This is a genomic window from Haemophilus sp. HMSC068C11, from assembly GCF_001815355.1.
GTDB lineage: Bacteria > Pseudomonadota > Gammaproteobacteria > Enterobacterales > Pasteurellaceae > Haemophilus_D.
Map to the genome: position 1 here is coordinate 25,579 of NZ_KV820354.1, position 19,730 is coordinate 45,308.

The 19,730-nt window shown below is 38.1% G+C and carries 14 protein-coding genes and 1 pseudogene; 8 read left to right on the forward strand and 7 right to left on the reverse strand.

The features are described 5' to 3' along the window. Positions 1-62: 62 nt before the first annotated feature. On the reverse strand, positions 63-737 hold the full coding sequence (ytfE, locus tag HMPREF3020_RS01060; protein ID WP_049368861.1) for an iron-sulfur cluster repair protein YtfE: 675 nt from the start codon (positions 735-737) through the stop codon (positions 63-65). A 214-nt stretch (positions 738-951) separates the two neighbouring features. Between ytfE and HMPREF3020_RS01065 the strand changes: the two genes are divergently transcribed. After that, positions 952-1,803, forward strand: coding sequence for an endonuclease/exonuclease/phosphatase family protein (locus tag HMPREF3020_RS01065; protein WP_049368860.1), 852 nt, complete (start codon positions 952-954; stop codon positions 1,801-1,803). A 59-nt stretch (positions 1,804-1,862) separates the two neighbouring features. Here the strand turns inward: HMPREF3020_RS01065 and HMPREF3020_RS01070 are convergent, their stop codons facing one another. Further along, a complete protein-coding gene (locus HMPREF3020_RS01070) occupies positions 1,863-3,338 on the reverse strand; it encodes a leucyl aminopeptidase (protein ID WP_049368859.1) in 1,476 nt (491 codons plus the stop codon). Positions 3,339-3,442: 104 nt separating this feature from the next. Here HMPREF3020_RS01070 and lptF point away from each other — a divergent pair, with 104 nt between their 5' ends. Next, entirely contained in the window at positions 3,443-4,534 is a 1,092-nt protein-coding gene (lptF, locus tag HMPREF3020_RS01075) for an LPS export ABC transporter permease LptF (RefSeq protein ID WP_049368858.1), read from the forward strand. Positions 4,535-4,545: 11 nt separating this feature from the next. Next, a complete protein-coding gene (lptG, locus tag HMPREF3020_RS01080; protein WP_373897079.1) occupies positions 4,546-5,619 on the forward strand; it encodes an LPS export ABC transporter permease LptG in 1,074 nt (357 codons plus the stop codon). Positions 5,620-5,709: 90 nt separating this feature from the next. Here the strand turns inward: lptG and fbp are convergent, their stop codons facing one another. Then, a complete protein-coding gene (gene fbp, locus HMPREF3020_RS01085; protein ID WP_070775281.1) occupies positions 5,710-6,714 on the reverse strand; it encodes a class 1 fructose-bisphosphatase in 1,005 nt (334 codons plus the stop codon). A gap of 198 nt (positions 6,715-6,912) precedes the next feature. Between fbp and HMPREF3020_RS01090 the strand changes: the two genes are divergently transcribed. The 5 genes and pseudogenes from HMPREF3020_RS01090 (at position 6,913) to HMPREF3020_RS01110 (ending at position 13,431) form a co-directional block, all read left to right on the forward strand. Beyond that, positions 6,913-8,277 carry a patatin-like phospholipase family protein gene (locus HMPREF3020_RS01090; RefSeq protein ID WP_049368856.1) on the forward strand — a complete coding sequence of 455 codons (1,365 nt, stop codon included), beginning with the start codon at positions 6,913-6,915 and terminating at the stop codon, positions 8,275-8,277. A 246-nt stretch (positions 8,278-8,523) separates the two neighbouring features. Continuing rightward, complete coding sequence (merR, locus tag HMPREF3020_RS01095; protein ID WP_007526597.1) at positions 8,524-8,916, forward strand: Hg(II)-responsive transcriptional regulator; 393 nt, start codon at positions 8,524-8,526, stop codon at positions 8,914-8,916. A gap of 28 nt (positions 8,917-8,944) precedes the next feature. Then, positions 8,945-10,603, forward strand: coding sequence for a mercury(II) reductase (gene merA, locus HMPREF3020_RS01100; protein WP_070775282.1), 1,659 nt, complete (start codon positions 8,945-8,947; stop codon positions 10,601-10,603). A gap of 159 nt (positions 10,604-10,762) precedes the next feature. Next, positions 10,763-12,085 (forward strand): annotated as a pseudogene (locus HMPREF3020_RS01105) (ISL3 family transposase). 200 nt (positions 12,086-12,285) lie between these two features. Beyond that, positions 12,286-13,431: a 5-methyltetrahydropteroyltriglutamate--homocysteine S-methyltransferase gene (locus HMPREF3020_RS01110; protein ID WP_070775283.1), complete on the forward strand. Its 1,146-nt coding sequence runs from the start codon at positions 12,286-12,288 to the stop codon at positions 13,429-13,431. Positions 13,432-13,569: 138 nt separating this feature from the next. On the opposite strand, the gene lysS is transcribed toward HMPREF3020_RS01110, so the two are convergent. The 4 genes from lysS to dolP form a co-directional block, all read right to left on the reverse strand. Next, a complete protein-coding gene (gene lysS / locus HMPREF3020_RS01115) occupies positions 13,570-15,078 on the reverse strand; it encodes a lysine--tRNA ligase (RefSeq protein WP_070775284.1) in 1,509 nt (502 codons plus the stop codon). 284 nt (positions 15,079-15,362) lie between these two features. Then, positions 15,363-16,493, reverse strand: coding sequence for a class Ia ribonucleoside-diphosphate reductase subunit beta (gene nrdB / locus HMPREF3020_RS01120; RefSeq protein WP_014065539.1), 1,131 nt, complete (start codon positions 16,491-16,493; stop codon positions 15,363-15,365). A 94-nt stretch (positions 16,494-16,587) separates the two neighbouring features. Beyond that, on the reverse strand, positions 16,588-18,858 hold the full coding sequence (nrdA, locus tag HMPREF3020_RS01125) for a class 1a ribonucleoside-diphosphate reductase subunit alpha (RefSeq protein ID WP_070775285.1): 2,271 nt from the start codon (positions 18,856-18,858) through the stop codon (positions 16,588-16,590). Positions 18,859-19,131: 273 nt separating this feature from the next. Continuing rightward, entirely contained in the window at positions 19,132-19,713 is a 582-nt protein-coding gene (gene dolP, locus HMPREF3020_RS01130) for a division/outer membrane stress-associated lipid-binding lipoprotein (protein ID WP_070775286.1), read from the reverse strand. Positions 19,714-19,730: the final 17 nt, after the last annotated feature.

Sequence of the window (19,730 nt, forward strand, 5' to 3'; positions counted from 1 at the left end):
TCAGTTTTAGGCTAATTTTAAAGGGCGAATGATTTCGCCCTTTTTCTTTATATGATTTTTGCTTAGTGATTTTCATCAATCACACGTGGGAATAAAATATTATTTTCACGGTGGATATGCATCATTAAATCGTCTGCAAATTCTTGGATGCCACTATAAAGTGCACGCCATGTATTACAAGCATCTACTGGAGGCGTCATATTATTTGTTAATGATTTCAATACATCTAAATGTTCGCCGTGTTCTGCATGTTCCATTTCCATCATACGAATTGGCATTTGCGCCATCATATAATTACCAGCTTTGATCATTGGGAAAAGCACGTGCTCTTCTTTCATCATATGGTTGCTCAAATCTTCATATACATTGCGTAATTCAGCTGCCACACCCATTGGACAATCTTCACGATCGCCATGAACACTTTCTACACGATCCGCTAAGACGATTAATTCTTGAAGCTGTTCACGGTGACGTTGATGGTAGCGAACTAAAATATGATCGATAATTTCAGGATAAGTTGCATTAACCCAATATTCTTCAGGGTTTTCTGCTTTGCTATTTTGAAGCTCGGTTAAACGTGTTTCAATTTCTGCTAAATTTAATCCTTTTTCTGCCGCTGCATTTGCAAGTGTATCGGAACCACCACAGCAGAAATCCAAATCGTATTCGCGAAGTAGAGATGTTGAGCCGGGTACGCTGACAGCGATTTCACTTAATTTTTTATCTCCAAAAGACATAATGAATCTCCTTATTGATTAGGTAGAGTTAAAAAGTTGAGTGAAATACTAAGATAATGAAAGAAAAATGCAACGGATTTTTTAGCAAAGTATGATTTAAATCAAAGCTAAAAGTTAAAGTTACCGTGTTGTAGGTAGGTATTGATGCGTATTAAAGTGAAAGTTGCATTGCTTTGATGAGGTGTTATTATTCGAGCATAGAGAGGGGATAATCATGAAGCGAATCTATCGATTTTTGGCTATTGGCTTAGTGTTAGTGGTTTTAGGTGTTGGATATTTTCTTACGAATTTAACGATTTTTGACCATACATTTATTCAACTAAAAACGTCACAAAAAGTGAGTTATATTCCTTTTAAAAACAAGTTAAATATGCAATGTGACAAGGCTGATTATTCAGTGCCTAAATTAGCCAGTTCTCGTTTTAATTTGATAACTTGGAATGTACATAAAGGGCAAGATAAAGGTTGGCAAGAAGATTTAGCGCGACTTTCTAAACAAGCGGATTTTGTGTTATTACAAGAGGCGACGCAGTATCAAAATTTAAGTACATTTTCGACCGCACTTTTTGTGTCCTCTTTTTCTTTTAAAGATCTCTTATCAGGTGTAAAAACATTTACCCAAACACAGCCAGAATGGTATTGCGGTGGTGGCGTAGCTGAACCATTAATACAAATTCCCAAAGTGGCAAGTGTGATGAGTTTTCCATTAGAAAAAGGCAATAGTTTGCTACTTATTAATGTGCATTTAATTAATTTTGAATGGGGCATTTCCACTTATCAAACCCAGTTAGAGCAGCTATTTTCCTTTGTTGAAAATCATCAAGGTCCTATCATCATGTCTGGTGATTTTAATGCGTGGAATGAACGTCGTCTGAATTTAGTCAATAATTTGATACAAAAATACGGCTTAGATTCTGTGGTGCTCTCTCAAGATGAGCGGGTTAGATTTTTAGGGTATCCACTGGATTATATTTTTACGCGAGGCGTAAAGGTGGTCAGTGCAACATCAGAAGTGGTCACTTCATCAGATCATAATCCATTACTGATGGAATTCGAATTAGAATAAAGTGCGGTCAGGTTTTTGGGAAATTTTAGGGCTAACGTTACGTTAGCCCTAGGTATTAATTATTTAGTTTGGTTAATTAAGAATTGCGTTAATAAAGACACCGGACGACCCGTTGCACCTTTATTGGCGCCTTGAAGCCAAGCTGTCCCCGCAATATCTAAATGCGCCCAAGTATATTTTTTCGTAAAGTTGGAGAGGAATGCGCCTGCAGTAATCGCGCCGCCCCAGCGCCCCCCAATATTGGCTAAATCAGCAAATAGAGATTTTAATTGCTCTTGATATTCTTCACTCAACGGTAAACGCCAAGCTTTATCAGTAGTTTGTTGTGCGGCTTGTAATAACTGTTCAGCCAAGGCATCATCAGTTGAAACTAAGCCACTGTTATGTTGGCCTAACGCCACCACGCAAGCACCTGTTAGGGTTGCGACATCAATCACATATTGCGGTTCAAAACGTTCTACATAGGTGAGCGCATCACAAAGTACTAAACGTCCTTCAGCGTCAGTATTTAATACTTCTACGGTTAAACCATTCATTGTGGTAAGAATATCACCTGGACGATAGGCATTGCCATCAGGTAAGTTTTCACAACCGGCTAATACGCCGATGACATTTAATGGCAGATTTAATTCAGCAATAGCTTTCATCGTACCAAAGACAGACGCTGCACCGCACATATCGTATTTCATTTCATCCATATCTGCGGCAGGTTTTAAAGAAATTCCGCCCGCATCAAAGGTTAAACCTTTACCCACTAACACGATTGGTTTTGCGTTTTTATCAGGCGCATTGTTGAAATGTAAAATAGACATATAAGCTGGGTTTTGTGAACCGCGAGATACGGCTAAATACGCATTCATGCCAAGTTTTGTCATGTCTTCTTCATCAATCACATCGAGGGAAAGTACGGTTGATGTTTCAGCTAATTTTTTAGCTTGTTCAGCTAAATAAGCCGGGGTACAAATATTGGGCGGCATATTCGCGATATTACGCGCAGCTTTTACACCATTTGCAATGGCTTGTGCTTCTGCGATGGCTTGCTTAGCTTGTGCGTCATCGGTATTAAAAATGATTTCTTGAAGTGAGATAGCATCCGCTTTTTTACTTTTAAATTCGTCGAATTGATAAAGACTATGTTCGATGGTTTCAACGGTAAAACGCACATTCCAAAATAGATCGCGATCTTTAATTTCCACATCCGTTAAATTATTCACTGCTTGCTGAATATTTAACTCTTTTAATGTTTGGGTAACACGCTGGATGATTTGTTTAAATTGGCGCTCAGTCGTTTCGCCTTTTTTGCCACAACCCGCGACTAACAAGCGTTTAGCGGCAAGATTTGGTAACGAATGAAGCAGAGTCGCTTGACCAATTTTGCCTGAAAGATCTTGGCTTTGAGCTAATTGGCTGAGGTAACCTTGTGTGATTTGATCGATTTCATTGAAACTTTTTGTAAATTCGTTGTTCTCATAAATGCCGATGATAAGGCAATCGGTTGATTGAGAAAGTGCGGTTGAGTTTGCTTGATATTTCATGTTATTTCCTTATGTTGCTAATTTGCTATTTAAATCAGTGAAAATAAGGTATCATACGCCATCTAAATTAGCCAGTTTCCCGTGTTTTTTAGTTAGAAAAAAGAATGATATTAACCCGATATTTAACAAAAGAAGTCTTTAAAAGCCAAATTGCGATTTTGTTTATTTTGCTTTTAATTTTCTTCAGCCAACAACTTGTTCGCGTGCTTGGTTCAGCGGCAAATGGTAAAGTGCCTGCCGATCTTGTGTTCTCTTTACTCGGATTAGGGATGCCAACAATGGCGCAATTAATGTTGCCATTATGTTTGTTTATCGCCATTTTGCTAACTTTTGGTCGTCTCTACGCAGAAAGTGAAATTACGGTAATGCGTGCTTGTGGTGTGGGACAACGTATTCTTGTTCGTGTGGCGTTAATTCTTTCTTTGTTCACTGCTGGCTTGGCTGCTTACAACGCTTTATGGCTTTCACCATGGGCCATTCAAAAGCAAGCGGCGATTGTCGAAGATGCTAAAGCAAATCCCACCATGGGCGCGTTGACTTCGGGGCAATTCATGTCCACAAGTAACAATAATTTCGTTTTATTCATTGATAAGATCAATGGTAATCAAATCAGTGATGTTTATCTTTTCCAAATGAAAGCCAAAGGGCAAACGAAGCCATCAGTGGTTACCGCTGAAAAAGGTGAGTTAAAAGCGTTACCGAATGGCGATCAAGTCTTGAATTTACAGAATACCTTGCGTGTAGAAGGCACATCCGTGCTTCCTGATTTTCGTATTACACATTTTGATGATTACCAAGCGTATTTAGGCCATCAAGAGACAAACTCGGAAAGTGATGAAGCCGCTGAATTATCTTTTGAGCAATTATTAAAAGATAAAAGTGCAGCAGCAAAAGCAGAGTTGCATTGGCGAATTACCTTAATTTTAGCGGTGCCTTTAATGGCGCTTATTGCTGTACCAATGAGTAAAGTAAATCCTCGCCAAGGCCGTTTTGCGAAAATCTTACCGGCATTATTGCTTTATTTAATTTATTTCTTATTACAAAGCTCATTTAAATCTGCGGGTGGCGCAGGTAAGCTTGATGCAGGTTTGTTAATGCCGTTGGTAAATATCGCCTTTTTAATTTTAGGAATTGTGCTGAATAGTTGGGATAGCACTGCTATGCATAAATTCCGTCGTGTATTCAGAAAAGGGTAATAACAATGTTGATGAATACTCTTGATCGTTATATCGGTAAAAGCATCTTAGGGGCAATTTTTGCCACGTTATTTACGTTAGTTGGTCTTTCGGCAATTATCAAATTTGTAGAACAATTCCGCAGTGTAGGGAAAGGTTCTTATGATATTTGGCAAGCGGTGGCTTATACAGGATTAACCATTCCCAAAGATGTGGAAACCTTTTTCCCAATGGCAGCTTTGTTAGGTGCCTTAATTGCTTTAGGTAATTTAGCCAGCCGTAGTGAATTAGTGGTCATGCAATCTGCGGGTTTTTCTCGTTTTAAAATTGGATTAGCTGTCATGAAAACGGCACTTCCACTGGTGCTTTTTACCATGATTATTGGTGAGTGGGGGATTCCACAAACTGAACAGTTTGCCCGTGATATGCGTACTCGTGCACTTTCTGGTGGTTCAATGCTTTCGGTAAAAAATGGTGTATGGGCAAAAGATGGTAATAATTTCGTGTATGTTCGTCGTATTACCGATGATGCACAATTAGAAGATATTTATATTTATACCTTTGATGACCAGCGTAACCTCACTCATTTGAAACACGCGAATCAAGCACAATATTCTGCTGAAAATAATCAATGGCAGTTGCGCCAAGTGAATAATTCAGCAGTATCAAAAGAGCAAATTACCACAACAAACCGCCTAACAGAAGATTGGGCAACAAGCTTAACGCCAGATAAATTAGGCGCAGTTTCATTACGTCCAACATCATTATCCATTTCAGGTTTGTATGAATATATTGCGTTTTTAAAACAAACAGGACAGGATTCTCGCCGTTTTGAATTAACCTATTGGCGTAAGATTTTACAGCCCCTTTCTGTAGGTGTGATGATGATGCTTGCGTTATCTTTCATCTTCGGTTCTCTACGTAGTGTCACCGCAGGGGCGAGAATCGTAACGGGGATTTGCTTTGGATTCTTGTTCTATGTCGTCAATGAAATTTTTGGACAAATGAGTGTGGTATTTAATGCACCAGCCTTTTTAGGTGCACTGATGCCAAGTCTCTTATTTATGGCGATTATTTGGTGGCTACTGGCGAGAAAACGAGATTAATTGATACAAAAAATGAAAAAGGCGAACTGATACGGTTCGCCTTTTTGTTTGCTAAAAAAGTGCGATCAAAATTGACCGCACTTTAGGAATTTAATCTTCTTTAAATTCTCTCATCATTTCTTCTGCTTTTTTCACCATTTCTGCGGAACCGATGAAAAGTGGTACACGTTGGTGAAGTTCACTTGGTTGAATATCTAAAATTCGATTGTAACCATCAGATGCAATCCCCCCCGCTTGTTCTGCTAAGAATGCCATTGGATTGCCTTCATAAAGCAAACGAAGCTTACCATTTGGATAGTTAGTTGCACTTGGATAAATGTAGATACCGCCTTTTAATAAGTTACGGTGGAAGTCTGCCACTAATGAACCAATATAACGTGACGCATAAGGTCGGTTAGTTGCTTTATCTTCCTCTTGGCAGTATTTAATGTATTTTTTTACCCCTTGTGGGAATTTGAGATATTGTCCTTCATTGATGGAATAGATTTTGCCATCTTTTGGCATTTGCATATTTTCATGAGAAAGACAGAATGTACCGATAGATGGATCGTAAGTGAAGCCATTCACCCCATGACCAGTGGTATAGACTAACATGGTTGAAGAACCATATACGATATAACCCGCCGCGACTTGTTTATTACCCGGTTGCATAAAATCTTCTAAAGTAACAGGTGAGCCAATTGGTGAAACACGACGGTAAATAGAGAATATTGTCCCAACTGAAACGTTTACATCAATATTAGATGAACCATCAAGAGGATCGGTCAAAATAATATATTTTGCATTGCGAGCACGTTCAGTATCAAAAGCGATAAAGCTTTCTTCTTCCTCAGAAGCAAAACCCGCCACTTCTTCACGTGACATGAGTGCTGCGCTCATTGTGTTATGGGCGAATAAATCCAATTTCATTTGGCTTTCACCTTGCACGTTTTCGACACCAGACTGACCAAGAATATTGGTTAAACCCGCTTTGTTGATATCACGATGAATGATTTTTGCTAGTAAACGAATAGAAGACAAAATACCACTAAGTTCCCCTTTTGCATTTGGGTACTCCGCTTGGCGTTCAACAATAAATTCACTCAATGTTTTCATGTTTATTCCTTTTTTATAATTGTTAAATAAATAATAGACCCTTTTATTATATGTTATTTAGCACTTTTGATTGAGATCAAAATGTAAAGAATGAGATCTTTGTCACATTTTATTTTTGATACAAAGCCTTGACAAAACGTATATATCCTTTAAAAAAGATATAATAGATAAATAACGTCACAGTAAAGGAATACTGTTATGAAATTTACTCATTTTCCTTTCAAATCAAGTTTACTTGCTTGCAGTATTGCTTTGCTTGCTGCGTGCAATTCAATTACTTATCATCCCACTAAAACGATTGAGAAAATAGATCCACAAAAGGGATATCGTTTAGAAAATGCGATGCAGCAGGCATTACAAAAAGAAAATCTGGTGATTATGACTTTTTCAGGTGGTGGTTCTCGCGCGGCATCTTTAGGTTATGGCGTGTTAGAGCAGTTCCAAAATGTCTCAGTGCGTCCAACAGAGAAAGGTAGCACCTTATTGCAAAATATTGATATTGTGTATGGGGTGTCTGGCGGCTCAGTATTAGCAGCCTATTTTGCTTTAGAAGGACAGGACATTATCCCTAAATTTAATAATTCTTTTTTGAAAAAGAATTTCCAGAAAAAAGTCATCAATGAAGTATTTTCGGTGAGTAATGTGCCTCGGCTTACTTCTCCACAGTTTGGTCGTAGCGATTTGTTGCAGGAACAGCTCAATCTTGCTTTATATCGTGGAAAAAAATTTGCAGATCTTGAACAACGTAAAGGACCTTTTGCTGTAATTAATGCCACCGACATGGTCGCTGGACAGGAGGTCTCTTTCACTCAAGATTTCTTTGATTGGCTTTGTGTAGATTTAAATGATGTCGAAATTGCAAGAGCTGTGGCAGCATCCAGTGCTGTTCCATTAATTTTTTCACCCATTACACAAAATAATCATGGTGGTGCTTGCCAAGCCGAGAGTAAAAAAGAATTATTGACACAGATGAAAGTAGGGAATCGTTTGTGGCTAAACAATTTTGAAACCATGAAAAAACGTACGGCTTCTTATCAAAATAATGAGGAAAAACCTTATTTACATTTGGTTGACGGTGGTTTAACGGATAATTTGGGCTTGGCAAGCTTGTTGGATATGTCGAATTTACTCACTGTCAAAAAATTGTATGCAGAGCTGAAAAATTACAATTTACGCAATATTGTCGTGGTAAACGTCAATGCGCAAAGTGAGCTATCGAGCCATATTGATAAGTCTGCTGATGTGCCAGGAATCAAAGAAGTGGTGAACACGGTGATAAATGTACCGATTGATAAAACAACGGAATCTACCGTGAAATATTCACAAAAATTTGCTGATCAATGGAATGCTTACACTAAACATAAAAAAGGTGCAAAAATTAAAGCTTATTTTGTGAATTTAAGTTTGAAAGATTTGCCTGATGGGCAGTTAAAAAATGATGTGCTTAATATCGGAACATCTTTCTATTTACCCCAATCAGATGTGGACAAATTGCGTGAAGCGGCCAAGATTTTATTGGAACAATCGAAAGAATATCATAAGGCACTGAAAGCATTACAATAGCCCAATAATTAAAGTGTGGTTAAAAATTATGGGTCTTCGGAATATATAGTGGAATTACTTTCTTAATAGTTTAAAAACAACTGGTGTTTAAATCGGATTTTCTGGTGGGATGTTAGGATAATCAATAGTATTATATAAAAGTATCAATCACATACGAGTGATACTTTGGGAAAAAAATAAAATAGTCCAATTTACTTGACCGTGTACTATAGTACATGGTTTATAATATTCAGGGGGTGAAATAAGATGATTTATCGCATTAGTGAGTTTGCAGATAAATGTGGAGTTAATAAAGAAACGATCAGATATTACGAGCGAAAAAATTTATTACAAGAACCTCACCGAACGGAAGCTGGTTATCGGATATATTCATATGATGACGTTAAGCGTGTTGGGTTTATTAAACGAATACAGGAACTTGGTTTCTCTTTAAGCGAGATTTATAAATTACTTGGTGTTGTAGATAAAGATGAAGTTCGTTGTCAAGATATGTTCGAATTTGTTTCTAAAAAACAAAAGGAAGTGCAAAAACAAATAGAGGATTTAAAACGAATTGAAACTATGTTAGACGACTTAAAACAACGATGTCCAGCTGAAAAGCAATTACATTCGTGTCCAATAATAGAAACATTAACATGAGAGATTAATTAACGAAAGGAGCTTTTTTATGAATAAATTTAAGGTAAACATTTCAGGAATGACCTGTACGGGTTGTGAAAAACACGTAGAATCAGCACTTGAAAAGATAGGTGCTAAAAATATTGAGTCTAGTTATCGTCGTGGTGAAGCAGTATTTGAACTGCCCGATGATATTGAGGTTGAAAGTGCAATAAAGGCGATTGCTGACGCAAATTATCACCCGGGCGAAGCAGAAGAAATACAAGTGCAATCGGAAAAAAGGACAGATGTAAGTTTAAATGATGAAGGTAACTATGATTATGATTACATCATCATCGGTTCTGGTGGAGCTGCCTTTTCATCTGCCATTGAAGCCGTTACTTTGAACGCAAAAGTGGCTATGATTGAGCGTGGAACGGTGGGTGGAACTTGCGTTAATGTCGGATGCGTTCCTTCTAAGACCTTATTAAGAGCAGGGGAAATCAATCATCTAGCAAAAAATAATCCATTTGTGGGATTACACACTTCGGCTTCAAATGTTGATTTAGCGCCATTAGTAAAACAAAAGAATGATTTAGTAACCGAGATGCGAAATGAAAAATATGTGAATTTAATTGATGATTATGGTTTTGAATTAATAAAAGGTGAAGCAAAATTCGTAAATGAAAATACAGTTGAAGTAAATGGCAATCAAATCACAGCCAAAAGATTTTTAATAGCTACAGGTGCTTCTTCAACTGCACCTAATATTCCCGGATTAGATGAAGTAGATTATTTAACAAGCACTAGCTTATTGGAATTAAAGAAGGTTCCAAATCGTCTTACCGTAATTGGTTCAGGATATATCGGCATGGAATTAGGACAACTATTTCATAACCTCGGGTCAGAAGTCACTTTGATTCAAAGAAGCGAGCGTCTATTAAAAGAATACGATCCTGAAATTTCAGAAGCCATTACTAAGGCCTTAACAGAACAGGGAATTAATTTAGTAACAGGTGCAACCTATGAACGAGTTGAGCAAGATGGAGACATTAAAAAAGTTCATGTTGAGATAAATGGTAAAAAGCGAATTATTGAAGCAGAACAATTGCTAATTGCCACTGGAAGAAAACCAAATACAGAATCATTAAACTTACATGCAGCAGGCGTTGAAGTTGGTTCCCGTGGTGAAATTGTCATTGATGATTATCTTAAAACGACCAATTCCCGAATTTATTCAGCTGGAGATGTCACTCTCGGTCCCCAATTTGTTTATGTAGCTGCTTATGAAGGTGGACTTGCTGCTCGTAATGCAATCGGAGGACTAAATCAAAAGGTCAATTTAGAAGTGGTTCCAGGCGTTACGTTTACTTCTCCATCAATTGCAACGGTTGGTTTAACGGAGCAACAGGCAAAAGAAAAAGGATATGAAGTGAAAACATCGGTATTGCCGTTGGATGCTGTTCCAAGAGCGCTCGTTAATCGGGAAACAACAGGTGTTTTCAAATTAGTGGCAGACGCGAAAACATTGAAAGTGTTAGGGGCGTATGTAGTGGCAGAAAACGCAGGAGACGTAATTTATGCAGCAACATTAGCTGTGAAATTCGGTTTAACTGTTGGAGATCTGAGAGAAACGATGGCTCCATATCTAACAATGGCAGAAGGATTGAAGCTGGCTGTCCTAACTTTTGATAAAGATGTTTCGAAATTATCTTGCTGTGCAGGCTAAGGGAACTTTTTTACAACTCCCTATTCAAGTGAACCAGCTAATGCTTTAAGGGATTTTCTAAGTGCATTTGTGGTCACAAAAATAATTTAACACTGATGATTTCGACATCAAATCTATAATTGATACCTTAACACCGCAGAGTAATAAAGGATGAATAATATGTCAGACTTATTATCCCTACCAGACATTAAAACAATAGAACCGCCACAATAAAATGAAACCGATATGATGTTTAAAGTTGAAGCAGTCGGACCACCTGAACGTTGTCCTGAATGTGGTTTTGACAAGTTGTACAAACACAGTTCAAGAAATCAACTAATTATGGATTTGCCCATTCGTTTAAAGCGAGTGGGCTTACAATTGAACCGTAGACGATACAAGTGTCGTGAATGCGGATCTACCTTCTGGGAACGCCTAATATCTGTAGATGAAAAGCGTAGTATGACCAAAAGGCTTTTAAAGTCCATTCAAGAGCAATCCATGTCTAAGACCTTTGTAGAAGTCGCAGAAAGCGTTGGTGTTGACGAGAAAACCATTAGGAACGTTTTTAAGGACTATGTGGCACTCAAAGAACGTGAATACCAGTTTGAAACTCCTAAGTGGCTTGGGATAGACGAGATACATATTATCCGTAGACCTCGGCTTGTATTGACTAATATTGAACGCAGGACTATTTATGACATCAAGCCTAACCGTAACAAGGAAACAGTCATCCAACGTCTTTCAGAAATCAGTGACAGGACTTACATTGAGTACGTCACAATGGATATGTGGAAGCCCTACAAAGACGCAGTGAACACTATCCTTCCACACGCTAAAGTTGTCGTAGATAAGTTTCATGTAGTTAGAATGGCTAATCAAGCCTTAGATAACGTCAGAAAGTCTTTGAAAGCCCATATGAGCCAAAAAGAAAGACGTACCCTTATGCGTGAAAGGTTTATCCTTCTAAAGCGTAAACACGATCTAAATGAACGTGAATCATTCCTCTTAGATACTTGGTTAGGTAATCTTCCTGCTTTAAAAGAAGCCTATGAACTCAAAGAAGAGTTTTACTGGATATGGGATACTCCTGATCCAGATGAAGGTCATCTTCGTTATAGTCAATGGAGACACCGTTGTATGTCCAGCAACTCTAAAGACGCATATAAAGACCTCGTGAGAGCCGTAGACAACTGGCATGTTGAAATATTCAACTACTTTGATAAAAGGCTCACTAATGCTTATACGGAGTCAATTAACAGCATTATTAGGCAGGTAGAGCGAATGGGTAGAGGTTACTCGTTTGATGCCTTACGAGCCAAAATCCTTTTCAATGAGAAGCTCCATAAAAAGCGTAAGCCACGATTTAATTCAAGTGCTTTCAATAAAGCTATGTTATACGATACTTTCAATTGGTATGAAGTGAATGATCACGACATTACAGACAACTTAGGTGTCGATTTTTCCACACTTATTAAGAATTTGGAGAAGGGTGATTTATAAGCCCTTTTCCACCATAAAATCCGAATACCCAAAATTATCAGGAATATTAACCGCACTTTTCTTTTTAAATTTTATATCAATTCCATTCATATAAAATTACAATAAAATTCACATCCATCTAGACGTCTAAATATTTAATGAAGACGTTAATTTTGTTACACTCAATCTATCTTAAAATTAATTAAATATAGGAAAGCAAAATGAGTAAACTTTTTCCAAATGCCACTATTCGTACTTCTGCGCCATATCGTTTTGATATTGTAGGCAGTTTTTTACGCCCAGAGGCTTTAAAACAGGCTCGTTATCAATGTAGTTGTGGTGATATTTCTTGTGCTGATTTAACGCAAGTTGAAGATACAGAAATTGCAAAATTGGTAGAGCATCAAAAAAATGTCGGATTGCATGCAGTGACAGACGGTGAATTTCGTCGTACTTTTTGGCATTTAGATTTCTTAGCCGCATTAGATGGCGTGAAAGAAGTAGATGCTGAAAAATTCTCAGTGCAATTTAAACACGATAATGTACGCCCGAAAACATTAAAAATTGTGGATAAGATCGGTTTTTCAGAGAGCCATCCTTTCGTTGAACATTACCGCTCATTGCAAAAGATAGCAGGGGAGACTGAAGTTAAATTAACAATTCCTTCTCCATCAATGCTACATTTAATTTGTACAGTACGTGCCACAGATTATCAGCCAATTGAACGTTATAAAGATAACAATCAGTTGTTATTAGATGATATTGCTGATGCTTATATTGATGCGATGAATATCTTTTATAAATTAGGCTGTCGTAACTTACAGTTGGATGATACAAGCTGGGGTGAATTTTGTGCGGAAGATAAGCGTAAAACCTATACTGAGCGTGGTTTAGATTTAGATCAAATCGCCAAAGATTATGTGTATATGTTAAACAAAATCGTGGCAGCGAAACCGGCTGATTTAGCGATTACAATGCATATTTGCCGTGGTAACTTCCGTTCAACTTGGTTCTCGGCAGGTGGTTATGAACCTATCGCAGAAACCTTATTTGGCCACTGTAATGTAGATGGTTTCTTCTTGGAGTATGACAGTGATCGTGCAGGCGATTTCAAACCTTTACGCTTTATTAAAAATCAACAAGTGGTATTAGGCTTGGTAACCTCTAAATCTGGCGAGTTAGAAAACCGTGATGAAATTATTGCCCGAATTAAAGAAGCAGCGCAATATGTGGATATCAATCAACTTTGCTTAAGCCCACAATGTGGTTTTGCTTCAACAGAAGAAGGCAACATTCTGACTGAAGAACAACAATGGAAGAAACTCGAATTTATCCGTAGTATAGTAGAAGAAGTTTGGGGTAAATAATTTCAAATTGGAATGTAAAAGAGATAATCGTTAAGATGGTTATCTCTTTTTTTCATGAAAGTGCGGTAAAAAATGACCGCACTTTTAAACAATAAAAAAGGAAGTCAATAGACTTCCTTTTATGTTATTTCAATTTAATTATTTTTGACGCATTGCAGGGAATAGGATCACATCACGGATAGATGGCGCGTTAGCATAAAGCATTGCTAAGCGGTCGATACCTAAACCTTCACCAGCTGTTGGTGGTAAACCGTGTTCAAGTGCAACAACGAAGTCATCATCTTTAAACATCGCTTCATCGTCACCCGCTTCTTTTGCGGCAACTTGTGCATCAAAACGTTCATTTTGGTCTTCGGCATCGTTTAATTCTGAGAAGCCGTTACCAATTTCACGTCCACCGATGAATAATTCAAAACGATCAGTCACTTCTGGATTTTCATCATTACGACGTGCAAGCGGAGAAATCTCAGCTGGATGCGCCATTAAGAAGGTTGGTTGAATTAAGTGATGTTCAGCTACTTCTTCAAAGATCGCATTTACGATAGAGCCTAAGCCCCAAGATTTTTGTACTTCAATACCTAAGCGTTCAGCGGTTGCTTTTGCACGATCGAAATCATAAAGATCTTCTTTTACGATACCTTTATCTGCACCATATTTAATGGTTGCATCATGTAATGTAATACGCTCAAATGGTTTGCCAAAGTCAAATTCTAAATCACCGTATTTCACAATGGTTGTACCAAGAATATCCATCGCGAGTTTGCGTAGTAATTCTTCGGTGTTATCCATTAAATCATGATAATCCGCATAAGCTTGGTAGTATTCAAGCATGGTGAATTCTGGGTTATGACGAACAGAAACTCCTTCATTACGGAAGTTACGGTTTAATTCGAATACACGTTCAAAACCACCAACCACTAAACGTTTTAAGTAAAGCTCTGGTGCAATACGAAGATACATATCAACGTCTAATGCATTGTGGTGAGTGATAAATGGACGAGCAGATGCACCGCCTGGGATCACTTGTAGCATTGGGGTTTCAACTTCCATGAAACCTTTAGAAATAAAGAATTCGCGAATACCTGCAATCACTTTTGAACGAATAATAAATGTGCGGCGAGATTCTTCATTAGAAATTAAATCTAAGTAACGTTGGCGGTAACGCGCTTCCATGTCTGTTAAACCATGGAATTTGTTTGGTAATGGACGAAGCGCTTTGGTTAAAAGTTGTACTTCAGTTGTTTTAATGGTTAATTCATTGGTTTTGGTTTTGAAAAGTGTCCCTTTCACCCCAATGATATCACCTAAATCCCAGTTACCTACATCTTCAGCATAAACGCCTTCAGGAAGGTTATCACGAGCAACATATAATTGGATTTTGCCGCTCATATCTTGCAAGGTAATAAAGGTAGCTTTACCCATTGCACGACGAGTCATAATACGACCAGCAACGGCAACTTCAATGGCTTTTTCTTTTAATACTTCACCATCTTCGGCTTCGTACTTATCATGTAAATCTTGAGCAAGGGCGTCACGACGGAATTGATTCGGGAACGCATTACCTTTTGCACGTAATGCGGCTAATTTTTCACGGCGAACGAGCATTTCGCCATTGAGATCTAATTCTTTAACTTCTTGTTCTGACATATCCTTTACCTCGCTAGTTTGTAATTAGAATGTGATTTATTGAAAATAAACAGGTTTCTTCTATTCTACCCATAGCGTTGTTTTTTGTTAAGCCTTTTTTAATGAAGTTATCTGTTTTATAGGGAAAGTGTTGGTGATAAATGCAGGAAAGCAAAATTGTGCTATTTTTTTAATCAAAGCGTTTATCATCATGTCTTGATATTCATACAAACAAAAAGAGCGGTCAATTTTTCAGAGGTTTTAAACGCTGAAAATACTGACCGCTCTTTACATAGAATGATTAATTAAAGATCGAAATCACCGAAATCATTGGTATCGACTTTAGAGTCAATTTGACCGACAAGGTAAGAACTTACTTCAACTTCTTGTGGCGCGACTTGTACGTTGTCAGAAACAAGCCATGCGTTAATCCATGGAATTGGGTTAGAACGTGCACCAAATGGCAATGGAAGACCTACAGCTTGCATACGGATATTGGTGATGTATTCCACGTATTGCACCAAAATATCTTTGTTCAAACCAATCATTGAACCGTCTTTGAACAAGTAATCTGCCCATTCTTTTTCTTGTTCCGCTGCCGCTAAGAATAAATCATAGGCTTCTTGTTTACATTCTTCTGCAATTTCAGCCATTTCCGGATCGTCTTGACCTGCTGCCATGATGTTTAAAATGTGCTGCGTACCGGTTAAGTGCAACGCTTCATCGCGAGCGATAAATTTAATAATTTTCGCATTACCTTCCATTAATTGACGCTCTGCAAAGGCAAAGGAGCACGCGAAAGACACATAGAAACGAATGGCTTCAAGCGCATTCACGCTCATTAAGCAAAGGTAAAGTTGTTTTTTCAAATTACGCAAGGTGACAACACATTCTTTGCCATCCACGGTGTAAGTGCCTTCGCCGTATAGGCTGTAAAGTTGGCTGTCGCGGATTAAATCATCGTAATAAGAAGAAATATCACGTGCACGTTTGATGATTTCTTCGTTGGTCACGATGTCATCAAACACGATAGATGGATCGTTCACAATGTTACGAATAATGTGTGTGTAAGAACGAGAGTGGATGGTTTCAGAGAATGTCCAAGTCTCGATCCAGGTTTCTAATTCAGGAATAGACACTAACGGTAATAATGCAACGTTCGGGCTACGGCCTTGAATAGAATCTAATAAGGTTTGATATTTTAAGTTACTGATGAAAATATGTTTTTCATGTTCAGGTAACGCGGCATAGTCGATACGGTCTTGCGACACATCCACTTCTTCCGGACGCCAGAAGAAAGAAAGTTGTTTTTCAATGAGCTTTTCAAAAGTCTCATATTTTTGTTGATCGTAACGCGCAACGTTAACGTTTTGACCAAAGAACATCGGCTCTTTTAACTGGTCGTTTTTAGTTTGTGAGAAAGTAGTATATGCCATGTTATATCCTTACTTATAGCGGGCTTTTACCCACTTAATGATTGATTGCCTAAAATATCAAAAGGCGGACTTGTAAACAAGCCCACCTAAATGATTAAATCTTACAAGCCCCACCTGCACAGCCATCATCTAAATCTTCTTGGCTGTCTTCCGCACCATCACGGGTGTTTTGATAGTAAAGGGTTTTTAAACCGTATTTGTAAGCGGTTAAAAGATCTTTTAACAATACTTTCATTGGTACTTTACCGTCTTCAAAACGTTTTGGATCGTAGTTGGTATTTGCAGAGATCGCTTGGTCTACGAATTTTTGCATGATGCCCACTAAGTGTAAGTAACCATCGTTACTTGGAATATCCCAAAGTAACTCGTAGTTATCACTTAAGTTTTCATAATCCGGTACAACTTGTCTTAAGATACCATCTTTTGAAGCTTTAATACTTACATGACCACGTGGCGGCTCGATACCATTTGTTGCGTTAGAAATCTGTGAAGAGGTTTCTGACGGCATTAATGCGGTTAAGGTCGAGTTACGTAAACCAAACTCTTTGATTTCTTGACGTAACGTTTCCCAATCATAATGCAATGGTTCTTGCGTTAAGCTATCAATATCTTTCTTATAGGTATCGATTGGTAAAATACCTTTCGCGTAATTGGTTTCATTGAAGTACTCACACGCACCTAATTCTTTCGCTAAGTTCATGGAGGCTTTCAATAGATAGTATTGAATCGCTTCAAACGTACGGTGAGTTAAATCGTTCGCTGAACCATCAGAATAACGTACACCATTTTTCGCTAAGTAATACGCATAGTTAATCACACCGATACCAAGTGAACGACGACCTAATGAAGAACGTTTCGCCGCAGGAACAGGGTAGTCTTGGTAATCAAGTAATGCATCTAATGCACGTACTGCGAGATCGGCAAGATTTTCTAACTCATCTAAATCATCTAATTTACCCAAGTTGAATGCAGAAAGTGTACAAAGGGCAATTTCACCATTTTCATCATGGAAATGTTGTAATGGTTTAGTTGGTAATGCAATTTCTAAACATAAGTTAGATTGGCGCACTGGTGCAACAAGCGGATCAAACGGTGAGTGAGTATTACAGTGATCCACGTTTTGGATATAAATACGACCGGTTGATGCACGTTCTTGCATTAATAAAGAGAATAACTCAACGGCTTTTACAGAACGTTTACGGATGTTTGGATCCTGTTCGTATTTCACGTAAAGTTCTTCAAATTTATCTTGATCAGCAAAGAAGGCTTCATAAAGTCCAGGTACGTCTGAAGGGCTAAATAAAGTAATGTCTGCGCCTTTAATTAAGCGTTGATACATTAATTTGTTTAACTGTACGCCGTAGTCCATGTGACGAACACGGTTATCTTCCACACCACGGTTATTTTTCAATACTAATAAGCTTTCAACTTCTAAATGCCAAATCGGGTAGTAAACTGTCGCCGCACCACCACGTACGCCACCTTGTGAACAAGATTTGACGGCACTTTGGAAGTGTTTATAGAATGGAATACAGCCAGTGTGGAAGGCTTCGCCACCACGAATTGGGCTACCTAATGCACGGATGGCACCTGCATTTACCCCGATACCTGCACGTTGTGAAACGTATTTCACGATTGCTGCAGAGGTAGCGTTGATAGAGTCTAAGCTATCACCACATTCAATCAATACACAAGAGCTGAATTGACGCATAGGCGTACGAACCCCTGCCATGATAGGCGTAGGTAAAGAAATCTTAAAGGTTGAGGTCGCATCGTAGAAACGACGAATGTAATCCAAACGGGTTTCTTGCGGATATTTGGAGAATAAGCTCGCTGCAACTAGTAAATAAAGGAATTGCGCAGATTCATAGATCTCACCGGTTACACGGTTTTGAACTAAGTATTTCCCTTCCAATTGTTTTACTGCGGCATAAGAAAAGGTCATATCACGCCAGTGATCAATAAACCCATCCATTTCATCCCATTCTTCACGAGTATAGTCGGCTAAAAGTGCAGGATCATATTTACCCATGCGCACTAATTTTTTCACATGATCGTATAAACGAGGCGGATCAAAATGGCCAAACGCTTTTTTACGTAAATGGAAAACCGCAAGACGTGCAGCAAGATATTGATAATCTGGAGTATCTTTGCTGATTAAGTCTGCTGCCGCTTTAATAATTGTTTCGTGAATATCAGACGTACGAATGCCTTCATAAAATTGAATATGAGAACGCAATTCAACTTGAGAAACAGAGACGTTTTCCAAGCCTTCAGCCGCCCAAGTAATCACACGGTGAATTTTGTCTAAATTGATTTGTTCAAGCGTACCATCGCGCTTTGTAACCATTAATCCTTTGTTCATGGAAGATAAACCTACTAGAGAAACGAATTGAATAAAACACAAGATATAGTGTTAGGGAAAATAATAGTGCACAAGATAGAGTGTTTTAAAATTGAATTCAAGCGGTAAATTTTTTACTTAGATTATTGACAAAAGATAAGTCATTTAAAATAAATGACTTATCTTTAAAGTGATGTTTTTTTAGGCAGGATCTTTTTTGTAAATCTTTGTAAAGAAAAAGTGCGGTCAAAAACGAGATAATTTTTGACCGCACTTAAATGTTTAAAAGTTTAATTAATTCAAGTATTTAAATACTTTGACGACTTTTTGAACACCGGTAACTTTACTTGCAATTTCTGCCGCTGAGTCTGCTTGTGAGCGGGTAAGGTTGCCGAGTAAGAATACTTCGCCATTTTCGGTGATCACTTTCACATCTGTTGCTTTTACATTATCGCCAACGAAGAGTTTTGATTTAATTTGTGTGGTAATCCAACTGTCTTTAGTAATTTGACCAAAGTTAATTTTATTGCCCACACGTAATTCGTTATAGACATCATTCACACCATCTACGCCTTTAGCAAGACTGGTTGCAGTTTCTTTTACGCCTTCACTCGGCACTTGACCAATTAATAATACACGGCCACTATAAGAAACGGCATGTACACGACCTTCCGATTTAATTTGTGCATCCTTATCTAATGCATTTTCAACTTTTACTTCTAAAGTTTCATCATCGACTTGCGTCCCCATTGTACGAGGATCTGTTGCAACTTTAGCACCTGCAGCCGCACCACCAAGCACAGCAGCTACACAGCCTTGTAACATAATCGATGCACCAAGTACGAAGGCGAGTTTTTTAAATGGGGTTAATTTCATCATTAATCTCCTTTTTA